This window comes from Streptomyces albiflavescens, assembly GCF_014645835.1.
Classification (GTDB): domain Bacteria; phylum Actinomycetota; class Actinomycetes; order Streptomycetales; family Streptomycetaceae; genus Streptomyces; species Streptomyces albiflavescens.
Window position 1 is genome coordinate 64,953 of the sequence record NZ_BMMM01000005.1, and the last position, 25,593, is coordinate 90,545.

At 70.3% G+C, this 25,593-nt stretch carries 25 protein-coding genes; 11 read left to right on the top strand and 14 right to left on the bottom strand.

The window, feature by feature from the left end; translation table 11 throughout:
- Positions 1–3: 3 nt before the first annotated feature.
- Together IEY95_RS15305 and IEY95_RS15310 are read right to left on the bottom strand one after the other, a co-directional pair.
- A complete protein-coding gene (locus IEY95_RS15305) occupies positions 4–1,407 on the bottom strand; it encodes an arsenic transporter (RefSeq protein ID WP_189186584.1) in 1,404 nt (467 codons plus the stop codon).
- Positions 1,408–1,444: 37 nt separating this feature from the next.
- Complete coding sequence (locus IEY95_RS15310) at positions 1,445–3,823, bottom strand: SpoIIE family protein phosphatase (protein WP_189186585.1); 2,379 nt, start codon at positions 3,821–3,823, stop codon at positions 1,445–1,447.
- Between the two features lie 255 nt (positions 3,824–4,078).
- On the opposite strand from IEY95_RS15310, the gene IEY95_RS15315 reads away from it, so the two are divergent.
- Positions 4,079–7,174, top strand: a complete 3,096-nt coding sequence (locus IEY95_RS15315; protein ID WP_189186586.1) for a glycoside hydrolase family 2 TIM barrel-domain containing protein — start codon at positions 4,079–4,081, stop codon at positions 7,172–7,174.
- Here IEY95_RS15315 and qcrB read toward each other — a convergent pair.
- Both qcrB and sigJ read right to left on the bottom strand, forming a co-directional pair.
- Complete coding sequence (qcrB, locus tag IEY95_RS15320; protein ID WP_189186587.1) at positions 7,085–8,635, bottom strand: cytochrome bc1 complex cytochrome b subunit; 1,551 nt, start codon at positions 8,633–8,635, stop codon at positions 7,085–7,087. The genes IEY95_RS15315 and qcrB overlap by 90 nt on opposite strands.
- The gene (gene sigJ / locus IEY95_RS15325) at positions 8,632–9,579 is read right to left on the bottom strand and encodes an RNA polymerase sigma factor SigJ (protein ID WP_189186588.1); all 948 of its coding nucleotides are present in this window, start codon (positions 9,577–9,579) and stop codon (positions 8,632–8,634) included. Before sigJ ends, qcrB begins: the two co-directional genes overlap by 4 nt.
- A 268-nt stretch (positions 9,580–9,847) precedes the next feature.
- Here sigJ and IEY95_RS15330 point away from each other — a divergent pair, with 268 nt between their 5' ends.
- Positions 9,848–10,456 carry a hemerythrin domain-containing protein gene (locus IEY95_RS15330; protein WP_189186589.1) on the top strand — a complete coding sequence of 203 codons (609 nt, stop codon included), beginning with the start codon at positions 9,848–9,850 and terminating at the stop codon, positions 10,454–10,456.
- A 31-nt stretch (positions 10,457–10,487) separates the two neighbouring features.
- Here IEY95_RS15330 and IEY95_RS15335 read toward each other — a convergent pair whose 3' ends face one another.
- Complete coding sequence (locus IEY95_RS15335) at positions 10,488–10,946, bottom strand: SRPBCC family protein (RefSeq protein WP_189186590.1); 459 nt, start codon at positions 10,944–10,946, stop codon at positions 10,488–10,490.
- Complete coding sequence (locus IEY95_RS15340; protein ID WP_229702978.1) at positions 10,943–11,254, bottom strand: ArsR/SmtB family transcription factor; 312 nt, start codon at positions 11,252–11,254, stop codon at positions 10,943–10,945. The genes IEY95_RS15335 and IEY95_RS15340 overlap by 4 nt, the downstream gene beginning before the upstream one ends.
- A gap of 127 nt (positions 11,255–11,381) precedes the next feature.
- On the opposite strand from IEY95_RS15340, the gene IEY95_RS15345 reads away from it, so the two are divergent.
- From IEY95_RS15345 to IEY95_RS15355, 3 genes are all read left to right on the top strand, one after another.
- Positions 11,382–11,798: an SRPBCC family protein gene (locus tag IEY95_RS15345; RefSeq protein WP_189186592.1), complete on the top strand. Its 417-nt coding sequence runs from the start codon at positions 11,382–11,384 to the stop codon at positions 11,796–11,798.
- Between the two features lie 78 nt (positions 11,799–11,876).
- Complete coding sequence (locus IEY95_RS15350; RefSeq protein ID WP_189186593.1) at positions 11,877–12,449, top strand: TIGR03086 family metal-binding protein; 573 nt, start codon at positions 11,877–11,879, stop codon at positions 12,447–12,449.
- On the top strand, positions 12,449–12,763 hold the full coding sequence (locus IEY95_RS15355; protein ID WP_189186594.1) for a hypothetical protein: 315 nt from the start codon (positions 12,449–12,451) through the stop codon (positions 12,761–12,763). The genes IEY95_RS15350 and IEY95_RS15355 overlap by 1 nt, the downstream gene beginning before the upstream one ends.
- A 210-nt stretch (positions 12,764–12,973) precedes the next feature.
- Here IEY95_RS15355 and IEY95_RS15360 read toward each other — a convergent pair whose 3' ends face one another.
- Positions 12,974–13,453: a MarR family winged helix-turn-helix transcriptional regulator gene (locus tag IEY95_RS15360; RefSeq protein WP_189186595.1), complete on the bottom strand. Its 480-nt coding sequence runs from the start codon at positions 13,451–13,453 to the stop codon at positions 12,974–12,976.
- 137 nt (positions 13,454–13,590) lie between these two features.
- Between IEY95_RS15360 and IEY95_RS15365 the strand changes: the two genes are divergently transcribed.
- From IEY95_RS15365 to IEY95_RS15380, 4 genes are all read left to right on the top strand, one after another.
- The gene (locus IEY95_RS15365) at positions 13,591–14,622 is read left to right on the top strand and encodes a zinc-binding dehydrogenase (protein WP_189186596.1); all 1,032 of its coding nucleotides are present in this window, start codon (positions 13,591–13,593) and stop codon (positions 14,620–14,622) included.
- 90 nt (positions 14,623–14,712) lie between these two features.
- Positions 14,713–14,958 carry a hypothetical protein gene (locus IEY95_RS15370; protein ID WP_099501331.1) on the top strand — a complete coding sequence of 82 codons (246 nt, stop codon included), beginning with the start codon at positions 14,713–14,715 and terminating at the stop codon, positions 14,956–14,958.
- A 3-nt stretch (positions 14,959–14,961) separates the two neighbouring features.
- The gene (locus IEY95_RS15375; protein ID WP_189186597.1) at positions 14,962–15,339 is read left to right on the top strand and encodes a toxin Doc; all 378 of its coding nucleotides are present in this window, start codon (positions 14,962–14,964) and stop codon (positions 15,337–15,339) included.
- Positions 15,340–16,188: 849 nt separating this feature from the next.
- Positions 16,189–18,066: an RICIN domain-containing protein gene (locus IEY95_RS15380; protein ID WP_189186598.1), complete on the top strand. Its 1,878-nt coding sequence runs from the start codon at positions 16,189–16,191 to the stop codon at positions 18,064–18,066.
- A gap of 2 nt (positions 18,067–18,068) precedes the next feature.
- On the opposite strand, the gene IEY95_RS15385 is transcribed toward IEY95_RS15380, so the two are convergent.
- Together IEY95_RS15385 and IEY95_RS15390 are read right to left on the bottom strand one after the other, a co-directional pair.
- Complete coding sequence (locus IEY95_RS15385; protein ID WP_189186599.1) at positions 18,069–19,046, bottom strand: 2-hydroxyacid dehydrogenase; 978 nt, start codon at positions 19,044–19,046, stop codon at positions 18,069–18,071.
- Entirely contained in the window at positions 19,043–20,212 is a 1,170-nt protein-coding gene (locus IEY95_RS15390) for a lactate 2-monooxygenase (RefSeq protein WP_189186600.1), read from the bottom strand. The genes IEY95_RS15385 and IEY95_RS15390 overlap by 4 nt, the downstream gene beginning before the upstream one ends.
- Before the next feature lie 113 nt (positions 20,213–20,325).
- On the opposite strand from IEY95_RS15390, the gene IEY95_RS15395 reads away from it, so the two are divergent.
- Entirely contained in the window at positions 20,326–21,516 is a 1,191-nt protein-coding gene (locus IEY95_RS15395) for a PucR family transcriptional regulator (RefSeq protein WP_189186601.1), read from the top strand.
- A gap of 139 nt (positions 21,517–21,655) precedes the next feature.
- On the opposite strand, the gene IEY95_RS15400 is transcribed toward IEY95_RS15395, so the two are convergent.
- The 3 genes from IEY95_RS15400 to IEY95_RS15410 form a co-directional block, all read right to left on the bottom strand.
- Positions 21,656–21,991, bottom strand: coding sequence for an Ada metal-binding domain-containing protein (locus tag IEY95_RS15400; protein ID WP_189186602.1), 336 nt, complete (start codon positions 21,989–21,991; stop codon positions 21,656–21,658).
- Positions 21,988–22,719, bottom strand: a complete 732-nt coding sequence (locus IEY95_RS15405) for a 2OG-Fe(II) oxygenase (protein WP_189186603.1) — start codon at positions 22,717–22,719, stop codon at positions 21,988–21,990. Before IEY95_RS15405 ends, IEY95_RS15400 begins: the two co-directional genes overlap by 4 nt.
- Before the next feature lie 73 nt (positions 22,720–22,792).
- Positions 22,793–23,299: a methylated-DNA--[protein]-cysteine S-methyltransferase gene (locus tag IEY95_RS15410; RefSeq protein WP_189186604.1), complete on the bottom strand. Its 507-nt coding sequence runs from the start codon at positions 23,297–23,299 to the stop codon at positions 22,793–22,795.
- 206 nt (positions 23,300–23,505) lie between these two features.
- Here IEY95_RS15410 and IEY95_RS15415 point away from each other — a divergent pair, with 206 nt between their 5' ends.
- Positions 23,506–24,687, top strand: coding sequence for an aminotransferase class V-fold PLP-dependent enzyme (locus IEY95_RS15415; RefSeq protein WP_189186605.1), 1,182 nt, complete (start codon positions 23,506–23,508; stop codon positions 24,685–24,687).
- Between the two features lie 31 nt (positions 24,688–24,718).
- Here the strand turns inward: IEY95_RS15415 and IEY95_RS15420 are convergent, their stop codons facing one another.
- Both IEY95_RS15420 and IEY95_RS15425 read right to left on the bottom strand, forming a co-directional pair.
- Entirely contained in the window at positions 24,719–24,886 is a 168-nt protein-coding gene (locus IEY95_RS15420; protein WP_189186606.1) for a hypothetical protein, read from the bottom strand.
- 17 nt (positions 24,887–24,903) lie between these two features.
- Positions 24,904–25,593: a cyclase family protein gene (locus tag IEY95_RS15425; protein ID WP_189186607.1), complete on the bottom strand. Its 690-nt coding sequence runs from the start codon at positions 25,591–25,593 to the stop codon at positions 24,904–24,906.

The window sequence follows — 25,593 nt, forward strand, 5'->3', positions numbered from 1 at the left end:
CCATCAGCCTCCGATGACGTGGAGCGAGATCCACAGTGCCAGTACGGCAGGGACCAGTGCGGCAGGCACGGCGATCAGACCGAGCCGGGTGAACTCCTTGAGGTCGACGCCGTGTTCGTGTTGGTGCACGATACGCCGCCACAGCAGGGTCGCCAGGGAACCCGCGTAGGTCAGATTGGGCCCGATGTTGACGCCCAGCAGCACGGCCAGCACCGCGCCGGGGCCGGATACGGCGGCCAGCGGCAGCAGGACGAGGACCGCGGGCAGATTGTTGATCAGGTTGGCCAGCACGGCGGCGAGCGCCGCGATGCCGAGCAGCGCGAGTAGACCGCTGCCGTTGGGGAGCCAGGCGTCGAGGGCGTCGGCGAGTCCGTTGTCGACGACCGCCCGCACGACGATGCCGAGCGCGAGGACAAAGGCGAGGAACGACGGTGCGGCAGCCCGCACGACGGTCAGTGGAGTGGCGCGGCGCCGGACGAGAGCGCGGGTGGCGAGCACGAGCGCCCCCGCCGCAGCGGACCACGCCGGATCGATGCCGAGCGCCGAGGCGACGACGAACCCCGCCAGGGTGCAGCCCACGGTGACCAGCGCGAACAGCGGTACGTCCGGCGACTCGTCGGCACTCGGCGGCGGCGCGGCCACGCCCAGATCGCGGGCGAAGAAGCGGCGGAAGACCACGTACTCGGCGCCGATGGCGGCCAGCCACGGGAGGACCATCAGCGCGGCGAATCGGGTGAAGCTCAGACCGCTGGCCGTGAACGCGAGCAGATTGGTGAGGTTGGAGACCGGCAGGAGCAGCGAGGCCGTGTTGGAGAGGTGGGTGCAGGCGTACACATGAGGTTTGGGGCGGACGCCCATCCGCGCCGCGGTGGCGAACACGACGGGTGTGAGCAGCACGATGGTCGCGTCCAGGCTGAGCACCGCCGTGATCGCCGATGCGAGCGCGAAGACGGCGGTCAGCAGACGGCCGGGCCGCCCCGCCGCCCAGCGGGCCATCCACACTCCACAGGCCTGGAAGAGCCCCTCGTCGTCGCAGAACCGGGCCAGTACGAGGACCGCCGCCAGGAATCCGATCACCGGTCCCAGATGGCCGGCCTCCGCGCGCACATGGTCCCAGGAGATCGCGCCGGTGACGACGACCAGACCCGCGGCCGGCACCGCCACGACCGCCTCGGGCCAGTTGAAGGGGCGGATCACCGCGCAGGCGAGCACCGCGACGAGCAGAACGACGGAAAGGGCCTCGGCGAGCGGGGTGTTGAGGGAAGCGGAGACGGTTTCCGCGAGCGGGGTGCCGAGGGGGGCGGAGACGGTTTCGTCGAGCGGGGTGTTCCGAGCGCCGGAGAGGCCTTGGACGAGCAGGGTGTTCAGGGTTCGGCCCTCCGGGAGGTGATCATGGCGCCCGTCCATCACATCAGACGCCGCGCCGACCACGCCGATGAGGCCGTCAGACCTCGCCGACCAGTGACATCTCGGCCCAGATGGTCTTGCCCTCGCCGGTGTGCCGACTGCCCCAGCGCTGGGTGAGCTGGGCGACGAGGAGCAGCCCGCGGCCGCCCTCGTCGTAGGTCTTCGCCCGGCGTAGATGCGGGGCGGTGTGGCTACCGTCGGAAACCTCGCAGATCAGGGTGGCGGCGTCGTGCATGAGGCGCAGCCGTATGGGCGGTTCGCCGTACCGGATGGCATTGGTGACCAGTTCGCTCACCACGAGTTCGGCCGTGAACGTCACCTCGCTCAGTCCCCAGATGTCCAGCTGATCGGCGACCTGCTTGCGGATCGGCGCGACGAGTGCGGGGTCGGCGGGAATGCCCCAGGTCGCCACCTGGGACGGGGCCAGGCCGTGCGTGCGGGCCAGCAGCAGGGCAATGTCGTCCGTCGCACCGCCGACCGGCAGCAGCGCCTGGAGGACCGCATGACACGCCCATTCCAGGGACTGGGACGATTGCTCCAGGGCTCGAGACAGCAGCTGGTGGGCGACGTCGACATCCCGCCCCCGGCTCTCGATCAGCCCGTTGGTGTACAGCGCCAGCACCGTGCTCTCGCGCAGCTCGACTTCCACGGACTCGAACGGAAGTCCGCCCAGGCCGAGCGGCGGTCCGGCCGGGAGCTCGATCTGCCGGGGCGCACCGTCCGGAGAGACGATGTAGGGCGCCGGATGCCCTGCCCGGGCGAAGGTGCAGCGCCGGGAGACCGGGTCGTACACCGCGTACAGGCAGGTGGCGCCGACCTCACCCGTGGTGCGTTCGACCCCGGCATCCTCGGACAGCCGCACGACGAGGTCGTCCAGGTGCGTGAGCAGCTCGTCCGGGGCCAGGTCGATGTCGGCGAGCGTGCGCACGGCGGTGCGTAGGCGTCCCATGGTCGCCGAGGCCTGGATGCCGTGGCCGACGACGTCGCCGACGACCATCGCGACCCGCATCCCCGACAGCGGGATCACGTCGAACCAGTCGCCGCCCACCCCGGCACGCGCCGCCGGGAGGTAGCGCGAGGCCGCCTCCAGCGCAGCCGTCCGGGGCAGTGACTGCGGGAGCAGGCTGCGCTGCAGGGCCAGCGCGTTCTCGCGCTCGCGGGAGAAACGGCGGGCGTTGTCGATGCAGACGGCGGCCCTGGCCGTGACCTCCTCGGCGAGCAGGACGTCGTCGGAGGTGAAGGAGCCGGGCTGCCGGAACCGGGTGAGCACCGCGACGCCCAGAGTCTGGCCCCGGGCCCGGATGGGCACCGACATGGTGGCGTGGATGCCGTGCTTCGCGACGCGCTCGGCCCGGCGTTCGTCCCAGGCCAGCCATTCCTCCAGCGTGGTGGTCGCGTCCGGCGCCACGATCGTCCGGCCGGCGACCAGGGAGTCGGCCTGTGGTGAGGAGGCGGGGTAGACGTCGAGCGCGCCGAGCGTGACGACCGCCTCGGGGGAGCCCGGGTTCACCGATCGATGGGCGGCCCGCCGGAGCGTGATCGGGGTGCTCGGCGGCTCGGCGTGGTGCTCACCCCCGTGCTCCGGCGGATCGAGCAGGTCGACGCTGACGAAGTCGGCGAGCGCGGGCACACAGACGTCGGCGAGCTCCTGGGCCGTTCGGGTGACGTCGAGGGTGCTGCCGATGCGCACACTGGCCTCGTTGACCAGCTGCAGTCGCTCCCGGGCCTTGAACTGCTCGGTGAAGTCGTGCACGGCCAGGCACACGCCGCGCACGCGCCCGTCGGCGTCGGTGAGCGGGGCGATCCGCGCCAGCCAGGCGTGCGGGCGGTCCTCGCCGCCCGTGTGCATGTACGTCTCCACGTCGCGCCGCTCGCCCGAGATGAGCACCCCGTACAGCTGCTCCTCGAGTTGCTCGCTCTCTCGCTTTCCGCCTACCTCGGAGAGCCTGAGGCCTCGGATGCGGGCCTCCGGGAGACCGATCACCTCGGCCATCGCGTCGTTGATCCCGTACAGGCGCAGCTGCTCGTCGTAGATCGCCATGGCGCACGGCGACTGCGTGAGTACGGCCCTGATCAGCGGGTCGTCATAGGCGCGCAGGGCCGCGCCCTCCAGCGGGGTGACCAAGAGCCATTCACCCTTCGTTTCCCTGCGATGAGCGAGCAGCCACACGGGGAGGGTGTGTCCGTCGCGGTGACGCAGGGGGAGGGTGCCGCTCCAGCGGCTGCCGGTGGGCCGGGACGGCTCCGCGTCGCCCGAACCGGGGTCCAGCAGGTCCGCCGCGGGGCGGCCCTCGACCTCCTCCGGCGCGTACCCCAGCAGTCGGCGGGCCCCCTCGTTCCAGAGGACCAGGGTGCCGTTCTCGTCGATGACTGCCCGTGCCGTGGCGGCCTCGTCGAGGGGGTGGACCGGGCTCATCGTCGCCACTCCATTGCGCACACTCACAGTGAACAAGCGCGTCACTCGGGTCCCAGCCTAGTGGCTGGGCGCCCTCCGCACCCCGGAACCAGGACCGTCGACGCGGCACATCCGCAAGGTGGATTTTCGGCCGAAGCGATGCGTGGGGCGGAAGTGAGTGCGGGACCCTTGACGGCCGCGTGTGTCACCCCGTCAGAATCTGTTTGTTCACGATCAGTTGTGATGAATTATGGGCCCTGATGAGGGAGAGTCGCCGTGACAGTCACGCGAAGATCGGTATTGATCGCAGGAACGGCCGTGCCCGCGGCCGGTGCGCTCTCGGGCGCCGCCGATGCCTGGGCGGCGCCTTCCGAGCGGACCCGTGGGCGCCACACGGTCGAGTTGCGCGACGGCTGGCGCTTCGCGCTGGTCAACCCGGGCGGAATCACCGACCCCACGGGCGGGTACGAGGGCGCGGCCCAGCCCGGCTACGACGACTCGGCGTGGCGCCAGATCTCCGTACCCCACGACTGGAGCATCGAGCAGACCCCCACCACGGAGCACGGCACCACCAGCGGAACCGGCTTCTTCCCCGGCGGCCTCGGCTGGTACCGCACCGCCTTCACGCTGCCGCCCGCCCTCGCCGGCAAGCGGATCTCCGTGGAGTTCGACGGCGTCTACATGGACGCGTACGTGTACTGCAACGGCAAGGAGGTCGGCCGCCATCCCTACGGATACACCGGGTTCGCCTTCGACCTCACGGACCTGCTGCACACGGACGGCGCCACCGACAACGTCATCGCGGTCAAGGTCCGGAACCAACTCCCCAGCAGCCGCTGGTACTCGGGCAGTGGCATCTACCGCGACGCCCGCCTGGTCGTCACCGAGCCGGTGCACGTCCAGCGCTGGGGTACGTATGTCACGACGCCGGACATCACGGGGGAGCGGGCGCTCGTACGGGCGCGGACGACCGTCGTCAACGAAGGCGATGCCTCGGTCGATGTCCAGGTGCTTTCGCGGATCGTTGATTCCGAAGGCCGTTCGGCCGCTCGAACGGCCGGCACGGTCACGGTCGGCGACCGGGCGGACGTAACCCACGAACTCACCGTCGAAAAGCCGAAGCTGTGGGATTTCGCGACTCCGGACCACCGCTACACCCTGGAGACGGAGCTGCGTGTCGGCGGTGAGCTCATCGACACCTACCGCACGCCTTTCGGTATCCGGCAGTTCCGCTTCGACCCGGACGAGGGCTTCCACCTCAACGGTACCCACGCCAAGATCAAGGGCGTCGACCTGCACCACGACCAGGGCGCGCTCGGGGCGGCGATCAGCGTCGACGCCGTACGCCGCCAGATGACCATCATGAAATCGATGGGCGTCAACGCCTTCCGGACCTCGCACAATCCGCCGTCACCGCAGATGATCCAGGTCTGCGAGGAACTGGGCATCGTGATGATGGTGGAGGCGTTCGACTGCTGGCGGACGGGCAAGACGACCTACGACTACGGCCGGTTCTTCGACGAGTGGTGCGAGAAGGACACCACCGAGATGGTCCTCGCGGCCCGCAACTCGCCCGCCGTGGTCCTGTGGTCCATAGGCAACGAGGTCCCCGACTCCACGTCGACCGCCGGGCTCGCCATGGCCGACCGGATCATCGGCGCCATCAAGGCCGCGGACGACACCCGACCGCTGGTCATCGGCTCGGACAAGTACCGCCGTGTCCCCACGAAGGGCTCCGCGGCCGACCTCATGCTCGCCAAACTGGACGGGCTCGGCCTCAACTACAACACCGCCAAGTCGGTGGACGCCCTGCACGCCGCCTATCCGCACCTGTTCCTCTTCGAGTCGGAGTCGTCGTCCGAGACCTCGACCCGCGGCGCGTACCAGGAACCGGAGCACCTCAACACCGGCGAGAACCACACCCCCGGCAGGCGCGCGACCTCCTCGTACGACAACAACCTCGCCTCCTGGACGATGAGCGGCGAGTACGGGCACAAGAAGGACCGGGACCGGAAGTGGTTCGCCGGGCAGTTCCTGTGGTCGGGTATCGACTACATCGGGGAGCCCACGCCGTACGACGTCTTCCCGGTGAAGGCGTCCTTCTTCGGCGCGGTCGACACGGCCGGCTTCCCCAAGGACATGTACCACCTGTTCAAGAGTCAGTGGACGGGCGAGCCCATGGTTCATCTGCTGCCCATGAGCTGGAACCACGAGGCGGGCGACACGGTCGAGGTCTGGGTCTACGCGAACGTCGACACCGTCGAGCTGTTCCTCAACGGAAAGTCCCTCGGCACCAGGCAGTTCGACACCAAGAAGACCGCAGACGGGCGCTCTTACCTGGAGACCACGGAGGCGACAGGCGACGACAAGACCTTCACCGACGGTCCCTATCCCGGGAGTTACACCAGCCCGAACGGCAGCGCGGGCAAGCTGCACCTCGGCTGGAAAGTGCCGTACGAACCGGGCGAGTTGAAGGCGGTCGCCCGCCGTGACGGCAGGACGGTGGCGACGGACGTCCTGCGCACCGCCGGGACGCCCCGTGCGATACGCCTCACGCCGGACCGCAAGACGCTGGCGGCGGACGGGCGTTCACTGGTGTTCGTGACCGCGGAGGTGGTCGACGCCCACGGTGTCGTGGTGCCCGATGCCGAGGACCTTCTCACTTTCGACGTGGCAGGCGGCTCGCTCGCCGGTCTCGACAACGGCCGGGAGGAGAGCGCCGAGCGCTATCAGGCCAGTACCCGAACCGCCTTCCATGGCAAGGCACTCGCGATCGTCCGCTCCGGGACGAAGGCGGGCACCCTGAAGGTGACCGCTCGCGCGGAAGGACTGCGTACGGCCGCGACGACCGTACGCACCACCCCCGCCGGGTCGAAGACGACCACTCCGGCAACGGCGTTCCAGCCGGACTATCCTCCGGCCCCGAACTACCCGTACGCGGACGCCAGTTACTCCGGCCGGACCGACACCCTCCCCGCCGCTCTGCTCGACGGCGACGCGGCCACCGGCTGGTCCAACGCCTTCTACAAGTCGGCGACGGCCCTGCTGCCCGCGTTCAACGGAGCCCGACGCGAGGACTGGGTCTCGGTCACCTGGGCGCGCCCCCGCACCGTCGACCGTGTCGAGGTCTCCTTCACCGTCGACGGGACACACGCCCTGCCCGCCTCGGTCGCGGTCTCGGTCTGGGACGGCGAGAAGTACGTGTCGGTGAAGGGCGGGGTTGTCGACTGGGCCACCGCGTCCGACACACCGACGGTGATCACCTTCGACGCGGTACGCGGTTCACGGCTCCGTCTCCTCATGACCAGCGGGCATCCGGGGGCCGCCGACGGCGGGCTGCGGATCAGCCGGCTGGAGGTCCCGGTCGGCTGACGGCAGCAGCCGTCGTGTGTGCTCGGTCAGGGTGTGCAGTTCGGCATGGCTGAGCGGGCGGTGCACCTCGACGTACTCGCCGTGCGGCAGGCGCTTGACAACGCCTGTCGCACGGCCGTGCGCCACCAGCTCACGGTCCCGCTGTTGCAGTCCCAGGCAGATCCGGCGGGTCACGACGAAGACGACGACCGGTACCACGATCAGGGCGATCCGCACCGTCCAGGTCACCGCGTTGATCGACAGATGGAAGCGTGTCGCCACGATGTCGTTGCCGCCACCCGCGAGCAGGATCAGATAGAGGCTGATCCAGGCCGTCCCCAGCGACGTACGGATCGGCCGGTTGCGCGGGCGGTCCAGCAGATGGTGCTCGCGCCGGTCGCCCGTGATCCAGGACTCGACGAACGGATAGACGCCGATGAGGACCAGGAGCAGCGGGAACACGACGACGGGAATGAGCACGCCGAGCACGAGCGTGTGCCCCGCCATGGTGATCTCCCAGCCCGGCATGACCCGGACCAGCCCCTCCGCGAAGCCCAGGTACCAGTCCGGCTGGGCGCCCGTCGACACCTGGTCGGCACGGTAAGGGCCGTACGACCAGACCGGGTTGATGGTCGCGACCGCCGAGATCAGTGCGATGACGCCGAACACCAGGAAGAAGAAGCCGCCCGCCTTCGCCATGTAGACCGGCATGAACGGCGTGCCCACGACGTTGCGTTCGGTCTTTCCCGGCCCGCCGAACTGCGTGTGCTTGTGATACACGACCAGGATCAGATGGGCGACGACGAGGGCCGCCATGATGCCCGGGATCAGCAGGACGTGCAGCGAGTAGAAGCGGGCCACGATGTCATGACCGGGGAACTCCCCGCCGAAGAGGAAGAACGACAGATAGGTGCCGACGATCGGCATCGACAGGAGGGCCCCGTCCACGAACCGCAGCCCGGTGCCCGACAGCAGGTCGTCCGGCAGCGAGTATCCGAAGAGGCCCTCGAACATGCCGAGCAACAGCAGCGTCCAGCCGAACAGCCAGTTCACCTCGCGGGGCCTGCGGAACGAGCCGGTGAAGAAGTGCCGCATCATGTGCGTCAGCATCCCGGCGAGGAAGATCAGCGCGGCCCAGTGGTGGATCTGCCGGATCAGCAGTCCGCCCCGCACGTCGAAGCTGATGTCCAGGGTCGAGGCGTACGCCTCCGACATGCGGATGCCGTTCAGCGGGACATAACTTCCGTGGTAGACCACCTCGTTCATCGACGGATGGAAGAACAGCGTGAGGTAGACGCCGGTGAGGACGAGAACGACGAAGCTGTAGAGGCAGATCTCGCCCAGCAGGAAGGACCAGTGGTCCGGGAAGACCTTGCGCAGGTACCGCTTGCCGAGCGAGTAGACGCCCAGGCGTCCGTCGAACCAGTCGGCGACCCGCTCGCCGGAGGACGCCTTCTCGGCCCGTCGTTCGGTGGTCGTCATGCACGTTCCTCCTTCGCCTCGGTCTCCTTTTCGCGCCGTACGTGCGCGAGCTTCTCGGGATTGGTGACGATGTAGACGTCGGACACCTGGTCGCCGTCCGGGGTGAGGTCCATGACCATGACCGCGTACGGCGATTCGCCCTCGAACACCACCGCGGAGTCGTCGCCGTTGACGCGGCGGTAGCGGACGTCCAGGTTCGAGGTGCGGCGCGTGGCGTACCCGGCGAGCAGGCGCGCAGCCTTGTCCCGGCCGTGCACCGGGCGCAGCCCTGCCCCGCGCGCCATGCCGCCGCTGTCCGTCCACACCGTGACGTCCGGCGCGAGGATCTCCATCAGCGCGGCGATGTCGCCGCCGAGCGCGGCCTCCACGAACCGCTCGGTGGCCTGCTGCCGTACACGTGGATGGGCGCGGTAGAGCGGGCGGCGCGCGTGGACGTGCTGCCGGGCACGGTGCGCGAGCTGGCGCACCGCCGCGGGACTGCGGTCGAGAACCTCCGCGATCTCGGTGTGGGCGTAGCCGAACACCTCGTTGAGGACGAACACCGCCCGCTCCAGTGGGGTGAGCGACTCCAGGACCACGAGCATCGCCAGCGACACGGACTCGGAACGCAGGACGCGGTCGGCGGAGTCGTCGGGGGCGGGCTCGTCGAGCAGGGGCTCCGGCAGCCAGGGGCCCACATACGTCTCGCGGCGGCGCGTGATGGCGGCGCGCCGCGCGAGCGCGTGGTTCACCGCGATGCGGACGAGGTAGGCGCGCGGGTTGTCGATTCCGTCGAGCGGAGTGCGGTGGGCGCGGCCGGTCCACGACAGCCAGGTCTCCTGGAGGACGTCCTCGGTGTCTGCGACGGTCCCCAGGATGTTGTAGACGATCGCGAACAGCAGCTCGCGGTGGTCGACGAACACCTGCGTAGCCGTGTCGCCACCCGACACGGGGCTTTCGGACATGCCTGGCCTCCCTTGGTGCGCTCACTACTGCGAGGGGAAAAGGGGGCCCGAATGTGACATCAGACGGCGAAATGTGACGTAGGTCTCAGATGGCCTTCTCGGTGTCACACCGGCCTTCGCGGCCGGCCTCTTGAATGCGACCGGCGCTCGCCCGCCTCTTGAATGCGACCGGCGCGCTCGCCTGCCTCGCCGTACTCCGTCACCGCGGTCCGTGCGCCAACCCCCACGCACTGCCCGTATACGAACCCGAACTGGAGGAAGCCATCTCATGAGCATCGACCTCACCGTCATGTACGCCTCCCACGACGCGTTCCGGCGCGACCTGGACCGCCTCGGCAAGGCCGCGGCGGACGGCACCGCCTTCACCCCCCAAGTCCGCGCCGGCTGGGACAACTTCACGCACCAGCTGCACATCCACCACACCGCCGAGGACAGCGACCTGTGGCCGCGGGTGCAGAGCAAGGTCGAGGGCCGCCCCCAGGAAATCGCCCTGCTCGCGGAGATGGAGGCGGAGCACGCCCGCCTCGACCCGCAGCTCACCGCCGTCGACGCGGCCCTCAGGAACCGGTCTGCCGAACTCGCCGAACTGGTCCACACGTTGGCCACGACCCTCGACGACCATCTCGCGCACGAGGAGGCGAGCGCCCTGCCGCTCATCCAGGAGGTGCTGACGCCCGCGGACTGGAGCGCCTTCACCGGACGCATCCGCGAGAGGCAGGGCATGCGCGGAGCCGCCGTCTTCGTACCGTGGATCGTCGACGGCATCCCGCCGGCCGACCGCGCCGCGTTCCTCGGCGCGCTGCCGCCGCCCGTCCGCGTCCTCAACCGCCTGTTCTGGCAGGCGGGTTACCGCAGGCGCGGGCTGTGGGGGACCTGACCGGGCGGCCGGTGGCCCGGTCCGCGGGTGCTCACTCGGGCTTCGGCTCCATCCAGCTGTCCGGGCCGGGGTCGCCGCCGGACGCCCGTACGGCGAGCCGGTCGAGGTAGTGGATCCAGCCCTCCTGGTGCGGCTCGCGGGCAGGCTCGGGCAGCCCGGAGTGGGTGAGCGTGAGCAGGGTGCCGTCCGGCTCGGGGGCGAAGGTGACCTCGACCCGGCTGGAGCCGGGCGGCACCGGGTCGCCCTCGTTCTCCCAGCCCCAGGTGAAGACGATCCGGGTGTACGGCTCGACCTCCTCGAAGCGTCCGGAAGCGGTGGCGTCACCGACGACCCGCATCCGGTACGCGCCACCGGGCGTCGGGTCGAACACGCCCTCGATGCCCTGCCAGGACAGCCACCGCTCGGTGTCGGTGAAGAAGGAGAACACGGTCTCCGGGCGGGCCTTGATGTGCCGCTGTACGACGACGGAACCGTCGGGGGTGATGGTCACTTCTGCTCCTCCTCCCGCTCGGCCTGTTCGGCGAGCGCGGCCAGGGCGTCCAGGGAGTCGCCCCACATGGACTCCAGGTAGGCGGCCAGCGGTCCCATCCCAGCACGGTCCGCGCGGTAGTACCGCTTGGTGCCGTCCTTTCGGACGACGACCAGGCCCGCCTCGCGGAGCACCTTCAGATGCTGGGAGACCGCGCCGAAGGTGACGTCGAAGCGCTCGGCGATCTCTCCGGCCGACAGCTCCGCGTGCCACACGAGCTGCAGAATCGCCCGCCGTCGCGGCTCACTGATCGCCTTCACCTGATCCACGCCGCTTATTTTAGTCACGGCTTGAACTTGCGCCGCTCCGGTTCTTATTTTAGTGTCGACTAAAGAACGAGTTTCGGGGCAATACCGGACACTCGCGACAGACCTGACGATCCCGAGAGGACAATCGATGCCCGACATCGCGATGCAGCTGACCATCGAGGCCGAGGCGGACACGGTCCGCGAAGCCATCGCCACCGAGACCGGCGTACGTGGCTGGTTCACGGCGGACGCCGAGATAGGGGAGGGCGTCGGGGCGGAGCACGCGCTGATGTTCCCCGGTGTGCCGGAGGCCTGGCGGCTGAGGATCACCGAGTCCGACGACCGGCGTCTGGTGCTGACGGGGGAGAACGGGCCGTGGGCCGGCACCACACAGACGTACGAGATCCTCGACGTCCCCGAGGGTGGGGTCCTGCTGCGCTTCACGCACGCCGGATTCCCGGCGCAGGACGACGCCTATCGCAACTTCACCTACGGCTGGGCCGCCAAGTTCACGGCGCTCAAGTCGTACGCGGAGACGGGCAAGGCCGATCCCTTTTTCGGCTGAGCCGGGTCCGTCTGTGTGAGCCGTCCCCGTCCGTCCTCTCCCGGACGGTCCAAACCCTTGTGAACAGGAGCAACTCCGATGAACGCCACTCTCGTCGACCTCGCCGACCAGCTGGCCCGCGCCGCCCGCAACCTGCAGGCGTACGCCCAGCAGTCCGCCCTCACCGGCAAGCGTGAACTTCCCACGCCCTGCGCCGACTTCGATGTCCACCGGCTCAGCGAGCACCTGCTCGGCGTGCTCGTCATGAGCGGATACGCCGCCGCGAAGGAGTCGCTGCCCGCCGATGCCCCGGCGACGCTGACCGAGGCGCCCTGGGTGGCCTTCCCGCCGCTCGTCGACCGGCTCGGTGCCGCGTGGGCCGAGCCCGGCGCCTGGGAAGGCGAAACGCCCTTCGCGTCGAGCACCTACCCCGCGCCCTTCGCCGGGATGATCACCATCATGGAGCTGACCGTGCACGGCTGGGACCTGGCCACCGCCACCGGTCAGTCGTTCAGGGCCGACGACGACGTGGTCGCCACCGCGACGGCCGTCGCCGGACAGATCGCCGAGGGCGCCCGCGCCGACGGAGCCTTCGGTCCGGAGGTCGAACCCGTTGCCGACGCCACCCCGCTGGAGCGGCTGCTCGCCCTCACCGGACGGAAGGTCGCCTGATGCCGGACGCGGACGAGTTGTTCGCGGGTCTCGCCGAGGACCTCGCACCGCGCGGGGCGAAGCTCTCCAAGATGTTCGGGATGCCCTGCCTCAAGGACCCGAACGGCAAGGCCTTCGTCAGCCTCCACGAGGGTGAACTGGTCGTCCGCCTGCACCGCGACACCCCCGAACACGCCGAGGCTCTCGCCCTCGACGGCGCGCACCTCTTCGACCCCATGGGCGGTCGCCCGATGAAGGACTGGGTCTGCGTGCCGCTCGCCGCTTCGGCGCACTGGCTGCCCCTGACGGAAGCGGCGCGTGCCCAGCCACGCTGAGTGCGGGCGCGGCGCCGCCGGGCGCGGCGCCCGCTAGGCCCTGTCGTCACATTCCCGTCTGCCCCGCGACGCCATGCACGCACTCTCGCCGCACCGGGCACAGACCCAAGTACATCCAGTACGAGGGCCTGTGCCCGGCACGCCGAGAGCACGCACCTGACGCCGCAGGGCCCGCCCTCCGGGCGGACGACGGGAATGTGACGACAGGACCTAGGGCGCTCCGGTCGGCGCCCCGGCGCGCCCCGCGCGCAGGGCCACGGCCTCGCCCGCGCTCTGGCCCGCCACCAAGGCGCGCAGGAACGCGAGCACCGCGTCGACGTCGTGACCGGCCGTGGCGTCCCCGATGCCTGCGTGCAGTTCCGCCTCGACCGCGGCCACCGCGCGGGCCGTCTCATGGCCCGCGGGAGTGAGCGTCAGCTCCACATGGCGTCGGTCGTGGCTGCCTTCCTCGCGGCGTACGAGTCCCGCGGTGACCAGGCGGTCCACCAGGCGGCTCGGATTGCCGCCGCTCTCGCACACCAGCAGGGCCCCGAGTCCGGACATGCTGAGCGGCTGCCGCTCGGCGAGCAGCCGCAACACCTCGGCCTGGGCGGGCGTCACTCCCAACGGGCGCAGCCCTTGGGCGAGTTGGCGATTTCCCTCGCGCTGTGCGGCCAGGATGAGGAAGCGGACTTCTTCGGCCGGCTCCATCGTGCTGCACTCCCGGGGTCAATGGACGAGAAAACTACGTTACACGACACCCATCCGCTCCACATCTGCCACGTGGTCTGGTCGGACTGATATGTGTTGTGTAACTTAATGACACGACACAGAAAGTGGTGAGGTTCATGAGCAAGATCGCGTACCGAAAGATCGTCGTGGAGCGGTTCGGCGGCACCGAGACGATGCGGCCCGTCGAGGCCACCCTGGCGGAGCCCCCGCCGGGGTATGCCCGAGTGAAGGTGCTGGCCAGCGGAGTGGGCTTCACGGACCTGATGGCGCGGTCGGGCGACTATCTGCTGCAGCGCAAGGTGCCCTTCACGCCCGGCTACGAACTCGTCGGCGAGATCGTGGACTTCACGCCCGACGGCCCCCGGCCGGCCTGGCTCCAGGAGGGGGTGCGCGTCGCCGTCTCCCTGACGAAGATGGCCGCCTACACCGAGTACATCTCCCTGCCGCTGTGGCAACTCGTCCCGCTGCCCGACGGCCTCGACCCGCTGGCGGCCGCCACGATCCCGCTCGACTACCTGACGGCCCTGAGCGTCCTGGAGACCCACGGCCGTGTCGCGACCGGGGACACGGTGCTCATCCAGGGCGCGAGCGGGGGAGTGGGGCAAGCGCTCAGCCGCCTCGGTGCACTGCGCGGACTCCGGATGTACGGCACCGCCTCGGCGCCCGGTGCCGAAGAACTGCTCGCACGGCACGGCGTGACGTTCATCGACTATCGCCGACAGGACTTCGAGACCGTGCTGCGCGAGCGCGAACCGGGCGGTGTCCAGGCGGTGTTCGACCACATCGGCGGGGCCGGGCTGCGCAAGGCGTACCGTGCTCTGTCGCCCGGCGGAGTACTGGTCAGCTACGCGTTCTCGGGCCGCCCAGGACGCATGGTCGGTGACACCGTGCGCGGCGCGGCACGCGTGAAGGTGATGAATCTGCGGCCTGGCCGGCGCGCCGCGCTGAGCATGGTGCCGTTCGAGATCAAAGGCGATCACGCCTGGTACCGGGCGGGTCTGGAGCGCGTGCTCGAGATGGCGGCGCGCGGTGCGATCGCGCCACGGATCGGCTCCGTGCACCCGCTGATGAAGGCCGCCGACGTGCATGCCGCGCTCGAAAGCCGGGAGATCACCGGGAAGGCCGTCCTGGTGACGGACCAGGTGTGACGGGCGGTTCCCGGCCCGGCCGGTACCGCTCTGCATCACCCTTGACCTGGTGGTATTTACGGTTAAGTACCCGCGCGGTACCGTGAGGGCATGCCAGCTCTCAACGTGGAGTTCAGCGACCGCGAACTAGAGGACCTGCGGCAGATAGCCAAGGAGCGCGGTACGTCGATGAAGGCCCTGGTGCGGGAGGCGGCGGCTGCCGACATCGTGCGGCACCGGGCGCTGCAGGAAGGCGCGGAGGTGTTCCGCCGGTTCTTCGCCGCGCATGCCGACGAGTTCGCCGCCGCCTTCCCCGAGGACGAGCCACCCGCCAAGGGCGAGGGGCGGGTCGCCTGACCGATGGCTCCCGTCATCCATATCGACGTGCCGTGGCTGCTCCAGCGCCATGAAGAGGTGCTGCCCGACCAGCCCACGGTCAACGACTTCTCGGCGCTCGTCGCCGCCGTGGCCCGCCACCGCGTCGACCCGCCCCGGCTCGGCGTCGACTCCGACCCCGCCTGGCGCGCAGCCGCGCTCCTGCACACCCTGGCCCTGCTCAAGCCGTTACCGGCCGCCAACGCCCGCTTCGCCTGTTCGGCGGCGGTCGCGTACATGTTCGTCAGCGGCGTCGGCGTCGACCCGCCGTACGGCGCACTCGTCGATCTCGCCCGCGATCTGATCTCCGGCAAGACGGACGTCTACGGCGCGGCCGACCGACTGCGGTCCTGGCAGATCTGACGGAGCGTCCCGCCTCCCGTGGGGGAGTAGCTGACGGGGCGAGGAGGAGGGCCGAGGCGGATCTCGTCGTCCGCAGAGCCCGATCGGCCTGAATTCACGGGCCCCGGGGCGGCGTGAGAATTCCTGGCGCTGGCAGCCTTCGTGCTCTACCGCAGCCGCCGTACCCCAGGCCCATGCCGGCTGTTTGTGGAACCCGAAGCGGCGTCCTGCGTTGTGGGGAGCTGCGCCCGGGGCAGGCCGACGAACGTGACCACCGGCGACACCATCTTGAAGGGCCCCATTACGGTAAGTCCGTCCAGTCTCGGGGCATCGGGCCGGGAGTGCGGCAGCGGGCCCCGCCCTCGGGGCCGCCGACCGAGGGCGGGAGGATCGGGGTCGGCGGCCCGGTTTCGCGCGGGAGAGCCGCCATCCTGCGCGGGGCCTCCGAGAAGGGCCGGTTCCAGTGGACTACGGGCCTCCGTGTGCCGGGAGCGTGCGCGGGCCGCCGGCGTGTGCGCGCGGTTCACACGGGGCGCACGGAATTTCGAAAGCCGGTGCGAGCGGCGCGAGTTGCCTCGGGATCTGACTTTCTTTCAACGATGCGGATGTTGCTCAAGTGCCTTGTTGGTCATGAGCGTGTTGTGCGAGGGTTAACGTGCTGCGCGGGGTCAAAGGTCGGGTCTGAATCGCCGTTCACTATTCCGGGGCTGTCGTCGAGCTCATAAGGCTCTTGACCGGCGGTCGCCGTACGGCCTTCGCTCCCGATGGTTTTCCCGGCGCTCCGTCAAAAAGGTATGCACCAATCAGGGCTCCTTTTCGGCGGACAAGAACTTCTGTGTGCCACCTTGCACCTTGGAAGGAACCCGCTCTGTGCACACCCCCCACCCCCCTCGTCCCCCTTATCCGCCCAGTGGCGTTCCCGGTGAATCCGATGAGAGTCTCGCCGTCCTGCTGAGAGGGCGGCCGGAGAGCGATGCCGCTCATCCCGTCGCGCTGTTGATGGCCCGGCACTGGCAGTCGGCGTACGACTACGCGGTCATCTGCCTCGCTTCTTCGGCGAACGTCGCCTCCCTGGTGACCGCGACTTCCTACCACCGGACACTCGACCGTCTCGTGCAGGGCGAATCCGGTCTGGCGCTCCGGCCCCAACTCCTCGTGACGGTAAGGGACACCGTCAAGGAGTGGTCCGCGGACGATCGGATATCCGGTGTTCTGCCGGACTTGAGGAAACCCGCGGGGGGCCGCGGTATGCGCGCGGCGAAGTCCATGACGGCCGAAAATCGGAAGCTCGCCGAGCGCGCTTTCCATGCTCTCCCCGCACTGGCCCGGTGCCTGCTGTGGCACACGGAGGTCGAGGCCGAGCCCATATCCGTACCAGCCGGTCTGTCGGGCATGGATACCGACATGGCGTCGGCGGCTCTTGAGCAGGCCCGGGAGCAATTCCGGGAGGCCTGTGTACGCGCCCACCGGGAACTCGCGCCGAGCAAGGAATGCGGCTTCCACAACCGGTTGCTGGACGTACCGATTCGTCGGGGCGGCGCCTTGCTGCCCGATGTGCAAGAGCATCTGATCGAGTGCCCGTACTGTCGATACGCGGCCGAGCAACTCAGCCATTTCGAGGGCGGGTTGGGCGTGCTGCTCGCCGAGGCGGTACTCGGCTGGGGCGCACGGCGGTATCTCGACTCCCGCCCGGGGCGCGCGGGGCAAGCGGTGCGCCCCCGGGTGGGATCCCCTTTCGGTGGCCGGCGGCAGGGAAGTAGCGGAGGTTCCGGCAGCGGCGGCCGTCCGGGAAGCGGTGGACGTCATCGTCTGCTGTCCCAGATCCCGGCTCCGCCCCGCGCGGCCCAGCCGGGGCAGCGGCCGCCGAAGGCCCTGCTCACCGGTGCGGGCCTGTCGGCAGCCCTGCTCGTGACCGTCCTCGCCACCAGCCTGTGGTCGCACGACGACCGGGGCGCCGACCCCACGGCGTCCACCGGCGCGAGCAGCAGCCGCACCCTGTCGCCCACCCCGGGTTCCCAGGACCCGCCCGCCGTGTCCTCGCCCCCCACCTCGGCCGGACTCCCGACGGCCACCGAGCAGACCCGGCTGCGCAACCTCGCCGCCGACCTGTGCCTCGACATCCGGGGCGGCACGGCGAAGGCCGGCGCCGAGACCCGGCTGGCGGTGTGCTCGTCCGCCTGGACCCAACAGTGGTCGTACGACGGAGACGGTCTGCTCCGCAGCATCGCCAACCCCGAGCTGTGCCTCGACTCGCACGCTGACAACGGTGTCGTGTTCCTGGACCGCTGTGTCGCCAAGAGCGCGGCCCACGGCGACAACGAGCGCTATGACCTCACCGTGCGGGGCGAGTTGCTGCCCCGATGGAACGACAGGCTCGCGGTCGCGCCCGCGTCCACCGACCCGGACGCCGACGTTGTCGTGAAGGTGCGCGACGGCTCCGATCTGCAGCGCTGGCGGACCGACGCGGCCTCGGCCGATCCCGAGTCGCTGTCGATCGCGGGCACGACCAGCCCCACGACACAGCCCGCCAGCCACTCGCCGTCGGCCGACAGCACGCCCGAAGCGCCCGGCGAGCAGCCGACGGGCGAGCCGGCCGCCCCCGGGACCACCCCGTCGGAGACCTACCAGGAACCGCGCGCCGTGGCCGTCAGCGACGACGACGCTGACGACGACGGCGACGCGAGCCCGGCACCCGCGTTGCCGCTGCCCGTACGACTCCCCGACATCAGTACAGGAGTGGGGCTGTGACGTTATGAGACGACATCGCGCGGCGGCTTGCCGGCCACGAAGTCGGCGGCGTTCTGGACGGCCGCCAGCGCGATCCGGACGAGCGTCTCGCGCGTCACGCCCGCGACATGCGGTGAGAGCACCACGTTCGGGGCCTTGAGCAACCGCAGGGCCTCGGTGGGCGGTTCGGGGTCGAAGACGTCGATTCCCGCTCCGGCCAGGGCGCCCGCCTCCAGCGCGTCCGCGAGGGCGTCCTGGTCGATCAGGGCGCCCCGCGCGGTGTTGACCACGAACGCCGTCGGCTTGAGAAGCGCGAGCCGCTCGGCGTTGAGCAGATGCCGGGTGTCATCGGTGAGCGGCGCGTGCAGCGTGATGTAGTCCGACGTGCGCAGCAGTTCGTCGAGCTCGACATGGCGGGCACCGCCGAGCCGGGCCTCCGTCTCGGCGTCGACGGGCTGCGGACCGGCGTACACGATGCTCATGTCGAACGCGAGCGCGCGGCGGGCGACTTCCTCGCCGATGTGCCCGAGTCCGACGATGCCGAGGGTCTTTCCGGACAGTTCGGTGATGGACTGCTGCAGTCGAGGCAGCGCCCAGTCGGCGTCGACGAGCGCGGTGTGCGCCGGAACGAGCTGCTTGGCGAGGGCCAGCATGAGCGCGAAGGTCTGCTCGGCGACATTCTGCTTCTCGGCGCCACTGGAGCCGATGTTGCAGACGGGCACACCCTTGGCGCGCGCCGTGTCCAGGTCGACGTAGTCGAAGCCGTGGCTGGCGCACTGGATGAGTTCCAAGTCCGGTGCGGCGGAGATGTGTTCGGCGGTCACCGGGCCGAGTCCGGTGATGATGACGTGTGCCGCGCGCAGCGCGTCGGGGTCCTCGTCGGTCGCCTCCACGACGGTGACGTGGGCCTCTCCGGGGAAGATGGTGGCGAGGGCGGCGCCCGCCGTGCGGCCCCCGACGTGCGGCGAGACGACGGCCAGGACGTTCTTCGTGTCGGTCATGCGTTTTCCTCGATCAGGTCGTCGGGGCCGAGGGTGGCGGGGCGGGCATGCCCCGACAGAGCGAGCGTGAGATCGAACTCGGCGAGCAGGCAGCGGATGACGTGCTCGACGCCCGCCTGCCCGTCGAGGCCGAGCCCGTAGGCGTACGGGCGTCCGACGAGGACGGCCTCGGCGCCCAGGGCGAGTGCCTTGAAGATGTCGTCGCCCGTACGGACCCCGCTGTCGAAGAGAACGCTCAGCCGGTCTCCTGCCGCCTCGACCACGCGGGGCAGCGCGTCGGCGGCCGCGACCGAGCCCGCCACCTGTCGGCCACCGTGGTTGGAGACGACCACGCCGTCCATTCCGGCGCTCGCGGCACGGCGGGCGTCGTCCGGGTGCAGGATCCCCTTGAGGACGATCGGGCCGTCCCAGTTCTCCCGCAGGAACTCCAGGTCCGGCCAGGTCTTGCCGGGGTCCGCGAACATGCCGACGAAGTGCATCACGGCCGCGTTCGGGTCCTCGTGCACCGGCTTGGCGAGGCCCGCCTGGAACGCCGGGTCGGAGAAGTAGTTGGCGGTGCCGACGCCGTGCAGGAACGGCAGATAGGCCTGGTCGAGGTCGCGCGGGCGCCAGGCCAGCAGGGGAGTGTCGAGGGTGACGAGCAGCGCGGTGAACCCGGCCGCCTTCGCCCGGTTCAGGAAGCTCCGGGTGACCTCGCGGTCCTTTGCCCAGTACAGCTGGAACCAGCGCTCCGCGTCACCCATCGCCTCCGCGACCTGCTCCATGGGGGTGCTGGAGGCCGAGGACAGGATGTACGGGACGCCCTGCGCCGCGGCGGCCCGCGCGGCGGCGGACTCCGCGTCCGGGTGCATGATCGACAGCACGCCCACCGGCGCGAGCGCCAGCGGCGCGGGCAGCGGACGCCCCAACACCTCGACGGACAGGTCGCGTTCGTGCACATCGCGCAGCATGCGGGGTACGATCCGGCGCCGGTCGAGGGCGGCCCGGTTGGCACGGGCGGTGCTGCCGCTGCCCGCGCTTCCCGCCACATAGCCGACCGGACCGGGCCCGAGCCGCTGCTCGGTGAGCTCCTCCAGCCGGGTCAGATCGGTGGGCAGCCGCGGTACGGCACCCGTCATTCCGTTCAGATAGATCTCGTACTGGAAGTCGGCCCAATGCTTCGCCATCCGTACGTCCCGCCTCTCGTCCCTGAGACTGCGCTGTACGACGTCGATCCTGGCGACTGTGACAAGGTCCGTCCACTGTGGTGCGCACATCGCGCGGCTGGGATTATCACCCTGTGACAAGCAAGCCCGCAGAAGTCCCCACCGGAGCCAGGGAACGCATCCGGCAGGAGATGGTCGCCGATCCACGTGTCGTGGAGGCGATCGTCGCCGCGGTGCACGAACAGGTCCCGGTGTACGCGGCGCTCGACGACAGTCGGCTGCCGGAGGTACGGGCCATCGCGGCCTGGGGACTGGAACGCCTGCTGCACCTCTGGGCGACCGACGGCACCCTGGAACCCGCCGACCTCAGGCGGTTCCGGGGCATCGCCGCGGCCCGCGCGGCCGACGGGCGCCCCGTGCAGGCGGTGCTGCGTGCCTACCGGGTGGCCGGCACCGTCCTCACGGACGAGATCGCGGCCCGCGCGCCCCGACTCACCGCCGCGGACGCCTTCGCGCTCGCCCGGATGCTGCTGACCGCGCTCGACACACTCTCCGAGGAGATGGCCACGGCGTACGCCGCGACCAGCGAAGACCTCGCCGGGGACCGCGACCGTGCACTGCGACTGCTGCTCGACGACCTGATAGCGGGGCGGCACGCTTCGGTGGGCGCGCTGACGGACCGGTCGGCCCGGCTCGGCATCCACATCCCGGACACGTACTGCCTGTTGGTGGCGGAACCGGTCGGCACGGACCGTCCCGACTTGGCGCACGAGGAGGCGACGGGGCTCCTCGACACGCTGGCCGTTCCGGGCGACGAGGCCACCTCTTTGGCGACGGTGCGCGGCTCCCGTGCCGTTCTGCTGCTGCCGGCCGGGGCGGCCGCCGGGGCGGGAGCGATCCTGGGCGCGCGGTCCTGGCGGGGTTGCGCGATCACCGGCGAGAGCCTGGACCGGGTCGCCGTCGCCCACCGCCTGGCCGCCGACGCCCTCGACACGGCACCCGCCCACGCCCACCGACCGGGCCACCTCCTCACCGACGCCGACGCCCATGTCCTCGCGCTGCTCGCCGGGCACCCGGCCGCCGCGCCGGACCACATCGCCCGCCTCGTCCTCGGCCCGCTCACCGACCCGGGCCGGCAGCACCTCCTGGAGGCGCTCACCGCATACATCGACACGGGCTCGGCGAGCGCCGCCGCCCGCGAACTGCATCTCCACGCCCAGTCCCTGCGCTACCGCCTGCGCCGCATCCGCGAACTCACGGGCCGCGACCCCCGCGACCCGTGGCAACGGCTGACGCTGGACATCGCTCGCACGGTCAGGTCCTGAGTCCTCGCCGGTGGCGGGGGCGCGCGGTCAGGACCCAGTCACCGGACGGGGTCCCGGTCGAAGCCGGGTGCCGAAGTAATCGCAAGGGGTGTTGTCATTGCAAGTAATATGCAACAGGCTGAGGGTGAAGTAGATACCCTCACAGCGCGAGCCGTGAGAATCCGCCTCCCTCAGGAGGGGGAGAAGTGCGCTTCCGATTCTGCTCGGTGGCCTTCCATCGCTGGTACTCGTCGGGCAGGCACACCGCGCACGGCCGGTATCCGGCGGCGATCGCGTCGCCTTCGTCGGCGAAGAAGACCCGGTACTGCACGTAGGGGCCGCGGCCCATCGCGCGCAGTGCCGAGGGGCAGTCCAGGCGCCCGTACACCTTTCCGCGCCGGTGTCCGCCGAGCGTGCCCGGCGTGCTGCTTCGGTACGGCTTGTTGTCCGGGCCGCGCAGTGTGTACGTGCGCTGCCCGCTTGTCGGGTCGGTCATGTGGCGTCGTGGAAGACGAGGCCGAGGGTGTGCCGCCTGCCGGAGCGGACGGTGCTCACCCCGTGCCGCATGGGGCCGACGGACCAGCCGCGCTGGGAGGCGACAGGCCGGTCGCGGGTGGTGAAGATCAGCCCGTGCCCCTGCGGCAGGGTGGTGGACGATCCGCGGGACTGGGCGCGGGGGCGCTGCTCGGTCATGATGAACTCGCCGCCCCTGTAGTCGACTCCGGGCACGTCGAGGCCGATGACGACCTGGAGCGGGAAGACGGCGTCGCCGAACACATCGCGGTGCAGGGCGTTCCAGTCCCCGGCCCCGTAACGCAGAAGGATCTGAGCGGACTTGGCCTGCCCGGCGCCATGGCAGAGCGCCAACCACTCCCGCAGGCCGTCCGGCCAGGGGGACGGCTGAGCCAGTTTGGCGGCCCAGTCGCGGGCGATGGGCAACAGGTGCGGGTAGAGTGCTTCCCTCAACTCCCGTACAGCATCCGGTAGTTCATGGGTGAAGTAGCGGTACTGTCCGGAGCCGAACCGGTGGCGGGCCATGTCGACCGTGGTGCGGAAGTGCTCCGGATTGTCGTAGAGGTCCGTCATCGCCGCGCACTCGGCGGGAGTGAGCAGCCGACCGGTGAGGGCGTGGCCGTACTCGTTGATCTCCGCGGTCAGCGCGTCCCAGTCCGCCGAGTCGACCCGCTCGCTGAGCGTGCCCGGAAGTCGGGTGGTGCCGATCATGGTGTCCTCCCGGGAGGTGGAAGCCGCAGGGCCTCTTCGTGATGTTCCGGGCCCTGCGACCGATGGAGGCCGGTCATGCGGCCCGGCGGGCGTTCTCGAGGTCCAGCAGCTGCCGCTTGCGGTCCAGGCCGCCGGCGTATCCGGTCAGCGCACCGCTGCTGCCCAGCACGCGGTGACAGGGACGTACGACGAGCAGCGGGTTCGCGCCGATGGCGGCGCCCACCGCGCGCGAGGCCGAGCGGGGGATGCCGAGGCGGTCGGCGACCTGCGCGTAGGTGAGGGTGGTGCCGTAGTCGATGCCTTCCAAAACCCTCCACACCTGCTGCTGGAAGGGTGTGCCGCCGGTGGTGTACTCGATGTCGAAGCGGGTGAGCTCGCCGTCGAAGTACGAGCCGAGCCGGCGGATGATCTCGGCGAAGGCGTCGGTGTCCTCGTGCCAGCCGTCCTGGACGGTGACGCCGCCCTTCTGGCCGGGCACCGAGAGCGAACTCAGCGCGGTGCCGCCCGTCGCGGTCTCCGACTCCTCACCCACCAGCAGAAGTTCGCCCAGCGGGCTGTCGAGCATCGCGTAGATAGTCATCGTTCTTCCTTTTTCTGGCGATTCATCTTCGCGTACGAGTCTGCCGCTCCCGTGGCTGCGCGTCTGGCGGTATTCGGACGTCACACTGGGCGGGCGCTTGGCGAGCATGGGCACCTCGGCGGCCAGGGCTCCCCGGTGCTTCAGGTGCGGCGCTTCGGGAACGTACGGAAGACAAGCGAATCTCGGGCAGACGGGAAAGCACCGGCATGGACATCGACGCGCTGCGCAAGGACACCCCGGGCACGGCGAACCGCGTGCACCTCAACAACGCCGGAGCCGGTTTGCTCTCCCGGCAGACCCTTGCGGCGATGACCTCCCATCTGGAACTCGAAGCGGCCATCGGCGGATACGAGGCGGCACTCCAGGAGCGGGACAGAATCGACGAAACCTACACGCACATCGCCCGGCTGGTGGGCGGACGGGCCGACGAGATCGCGCTGTTCGACAACTCCACCCACGCGTGGAACGCCGCCTTCTACTCCATGGCCTTCGAGCCGGGCGACCGCATCCTGACCGGCCGGGCCGAGTACGGCAGCAATGTGCTGGCCTATCTGCAGGTCGCCCGGCGTACCGGCGCCGAGGTCGTGGTGGTCCCCGACGACGAGTCCGGACAGCTCGACACCGCGGCCCTGGCCAACCTGATCGACGAGCGGACCAAACTGGTCGGAGTCAGCCACATCCCCACCAGCGGCGGCCTGATCAACCCGGCGGCCGACATCGGCAGGATCACGCGGGCGGCCGGCGTGCCCTTCCTGCTGGACGCCACACAGTCCGTGGGGCAATTTCCCGTCGACGTCGCCGAGATCGGCTGCGACATGCTCACCGCCACCGGCCGCAAGTTCCTGCGCGGACCGCGAGGAATCGGCTTCCTGTGGGTCCGTCCGGAGGCTCTGGAGTACCTCGACCCGTTCGTCTGCGAGATCGAGGCCGCCACCTGGGACGGCGAGCGTGGCTTCACCTGGCACGACGGCGCGCGGCGCTTCGAGACCTGGGAGGTGAGCTACTCCAACGTCCTGGGGCTGCACACGGCCGTGGTCCAGGCCCTCGACCTGGGCCTGGACCAGATCGGCAAGCGAGTCGTAGCCCTCGGCGCCTACCTGCGCGACCGGCTCGAGGCCCTGCCCGGCGTCACCACGTACGACCTGGGCCGGGACCGGTGCGCCATCGTGACGGCGAAGGTCGATGCCCTGCCCACCGCCGACGTCGCGGCGGCGCTCGCACAGCGAGGCATCAATGTCTCCACGACCACCCCCGAGCACACCCAGTTCGACACCGAGAACCGGGGCGTCCACCCCCTGGTGCGGCTCTCCCCGCACTACTACAACACCGAGGATGAACTCGACCAGGCCGTCGAGGTCATCGCCGAAGTCGCGCGCACGGCCGGCTGACCGACGGTCATGCCCCGCACCGAGGCCGGCATCAGCGGACCGGGGGCCGGCCGAGTCGGTCGGTCAGTCCGACCTCGAGGAGCGCGGTCTTCTTCGTTCCGAGGCAGGCGAGGCTCGACGCGTCGAAGACCCAGGTGGTGTCACCGGGGGAGGGGTCCTTGAAACGCCTCGACGACCTCTCGAAGGCGCGAGGACCCATCGTCCGTGCCGGAGCGCCTACGCCAAGTCCGCCCGGTGCCCGATGCGGGCCGTCGCCCGGACCGGAGCCCCGTCCGCCCCGGGCAGGTGCAGCGGGAAGAGGAACACCTCCACCGGGCTGCCCGAAGCCTGAGCGGCGGCGACCTGGTCGAGGCGCGTCAGGTTTTCGGCGATCACGCCTTCCGTGCCGCACAGGATGCGGTGTGCCGGCAGGTCGGCGCCGCCCGTGGGGTCCACGCTCAGCGCGTCGACGCCGACGGTGCGGACGCCCGCATTGACGACGGCCTGGGCCGCCTCGGGTGTGAGCCAGGGATGCGCCAGGTAGTGGTCCGTCCCCCAGTACGCCGACCAGCCGGTGGCCAGCAGGAGGATCGCGCCGGGCGCGAGGCGCACGCGGGCCAGCGCGGGCCCGAGCAGGTCGGGGGTGATCGGGGCTCGCGCCGGGAGGCCGCGGACGTCGGCGACGACCGCGGGACCCGCGAACCGCTCCAGCGGCAGGTCGTCCAGCCTGGGCCAGGCCTCGTCCACGTGGTACGGCGCGTCGACGTGCGTCCCGGACTGCGAACCCATATGCAGCCGCAGAACGTTGACGCCGTGCTCGGCGACCCGCAGCGCGCGGTCCACCTCCACCTGCGGGTCACCGGGATAGACGGGCATCCCGGTGACCACGGGGACGGAGAGATCGAGCCAGGACTCCCTCGCGTGCAT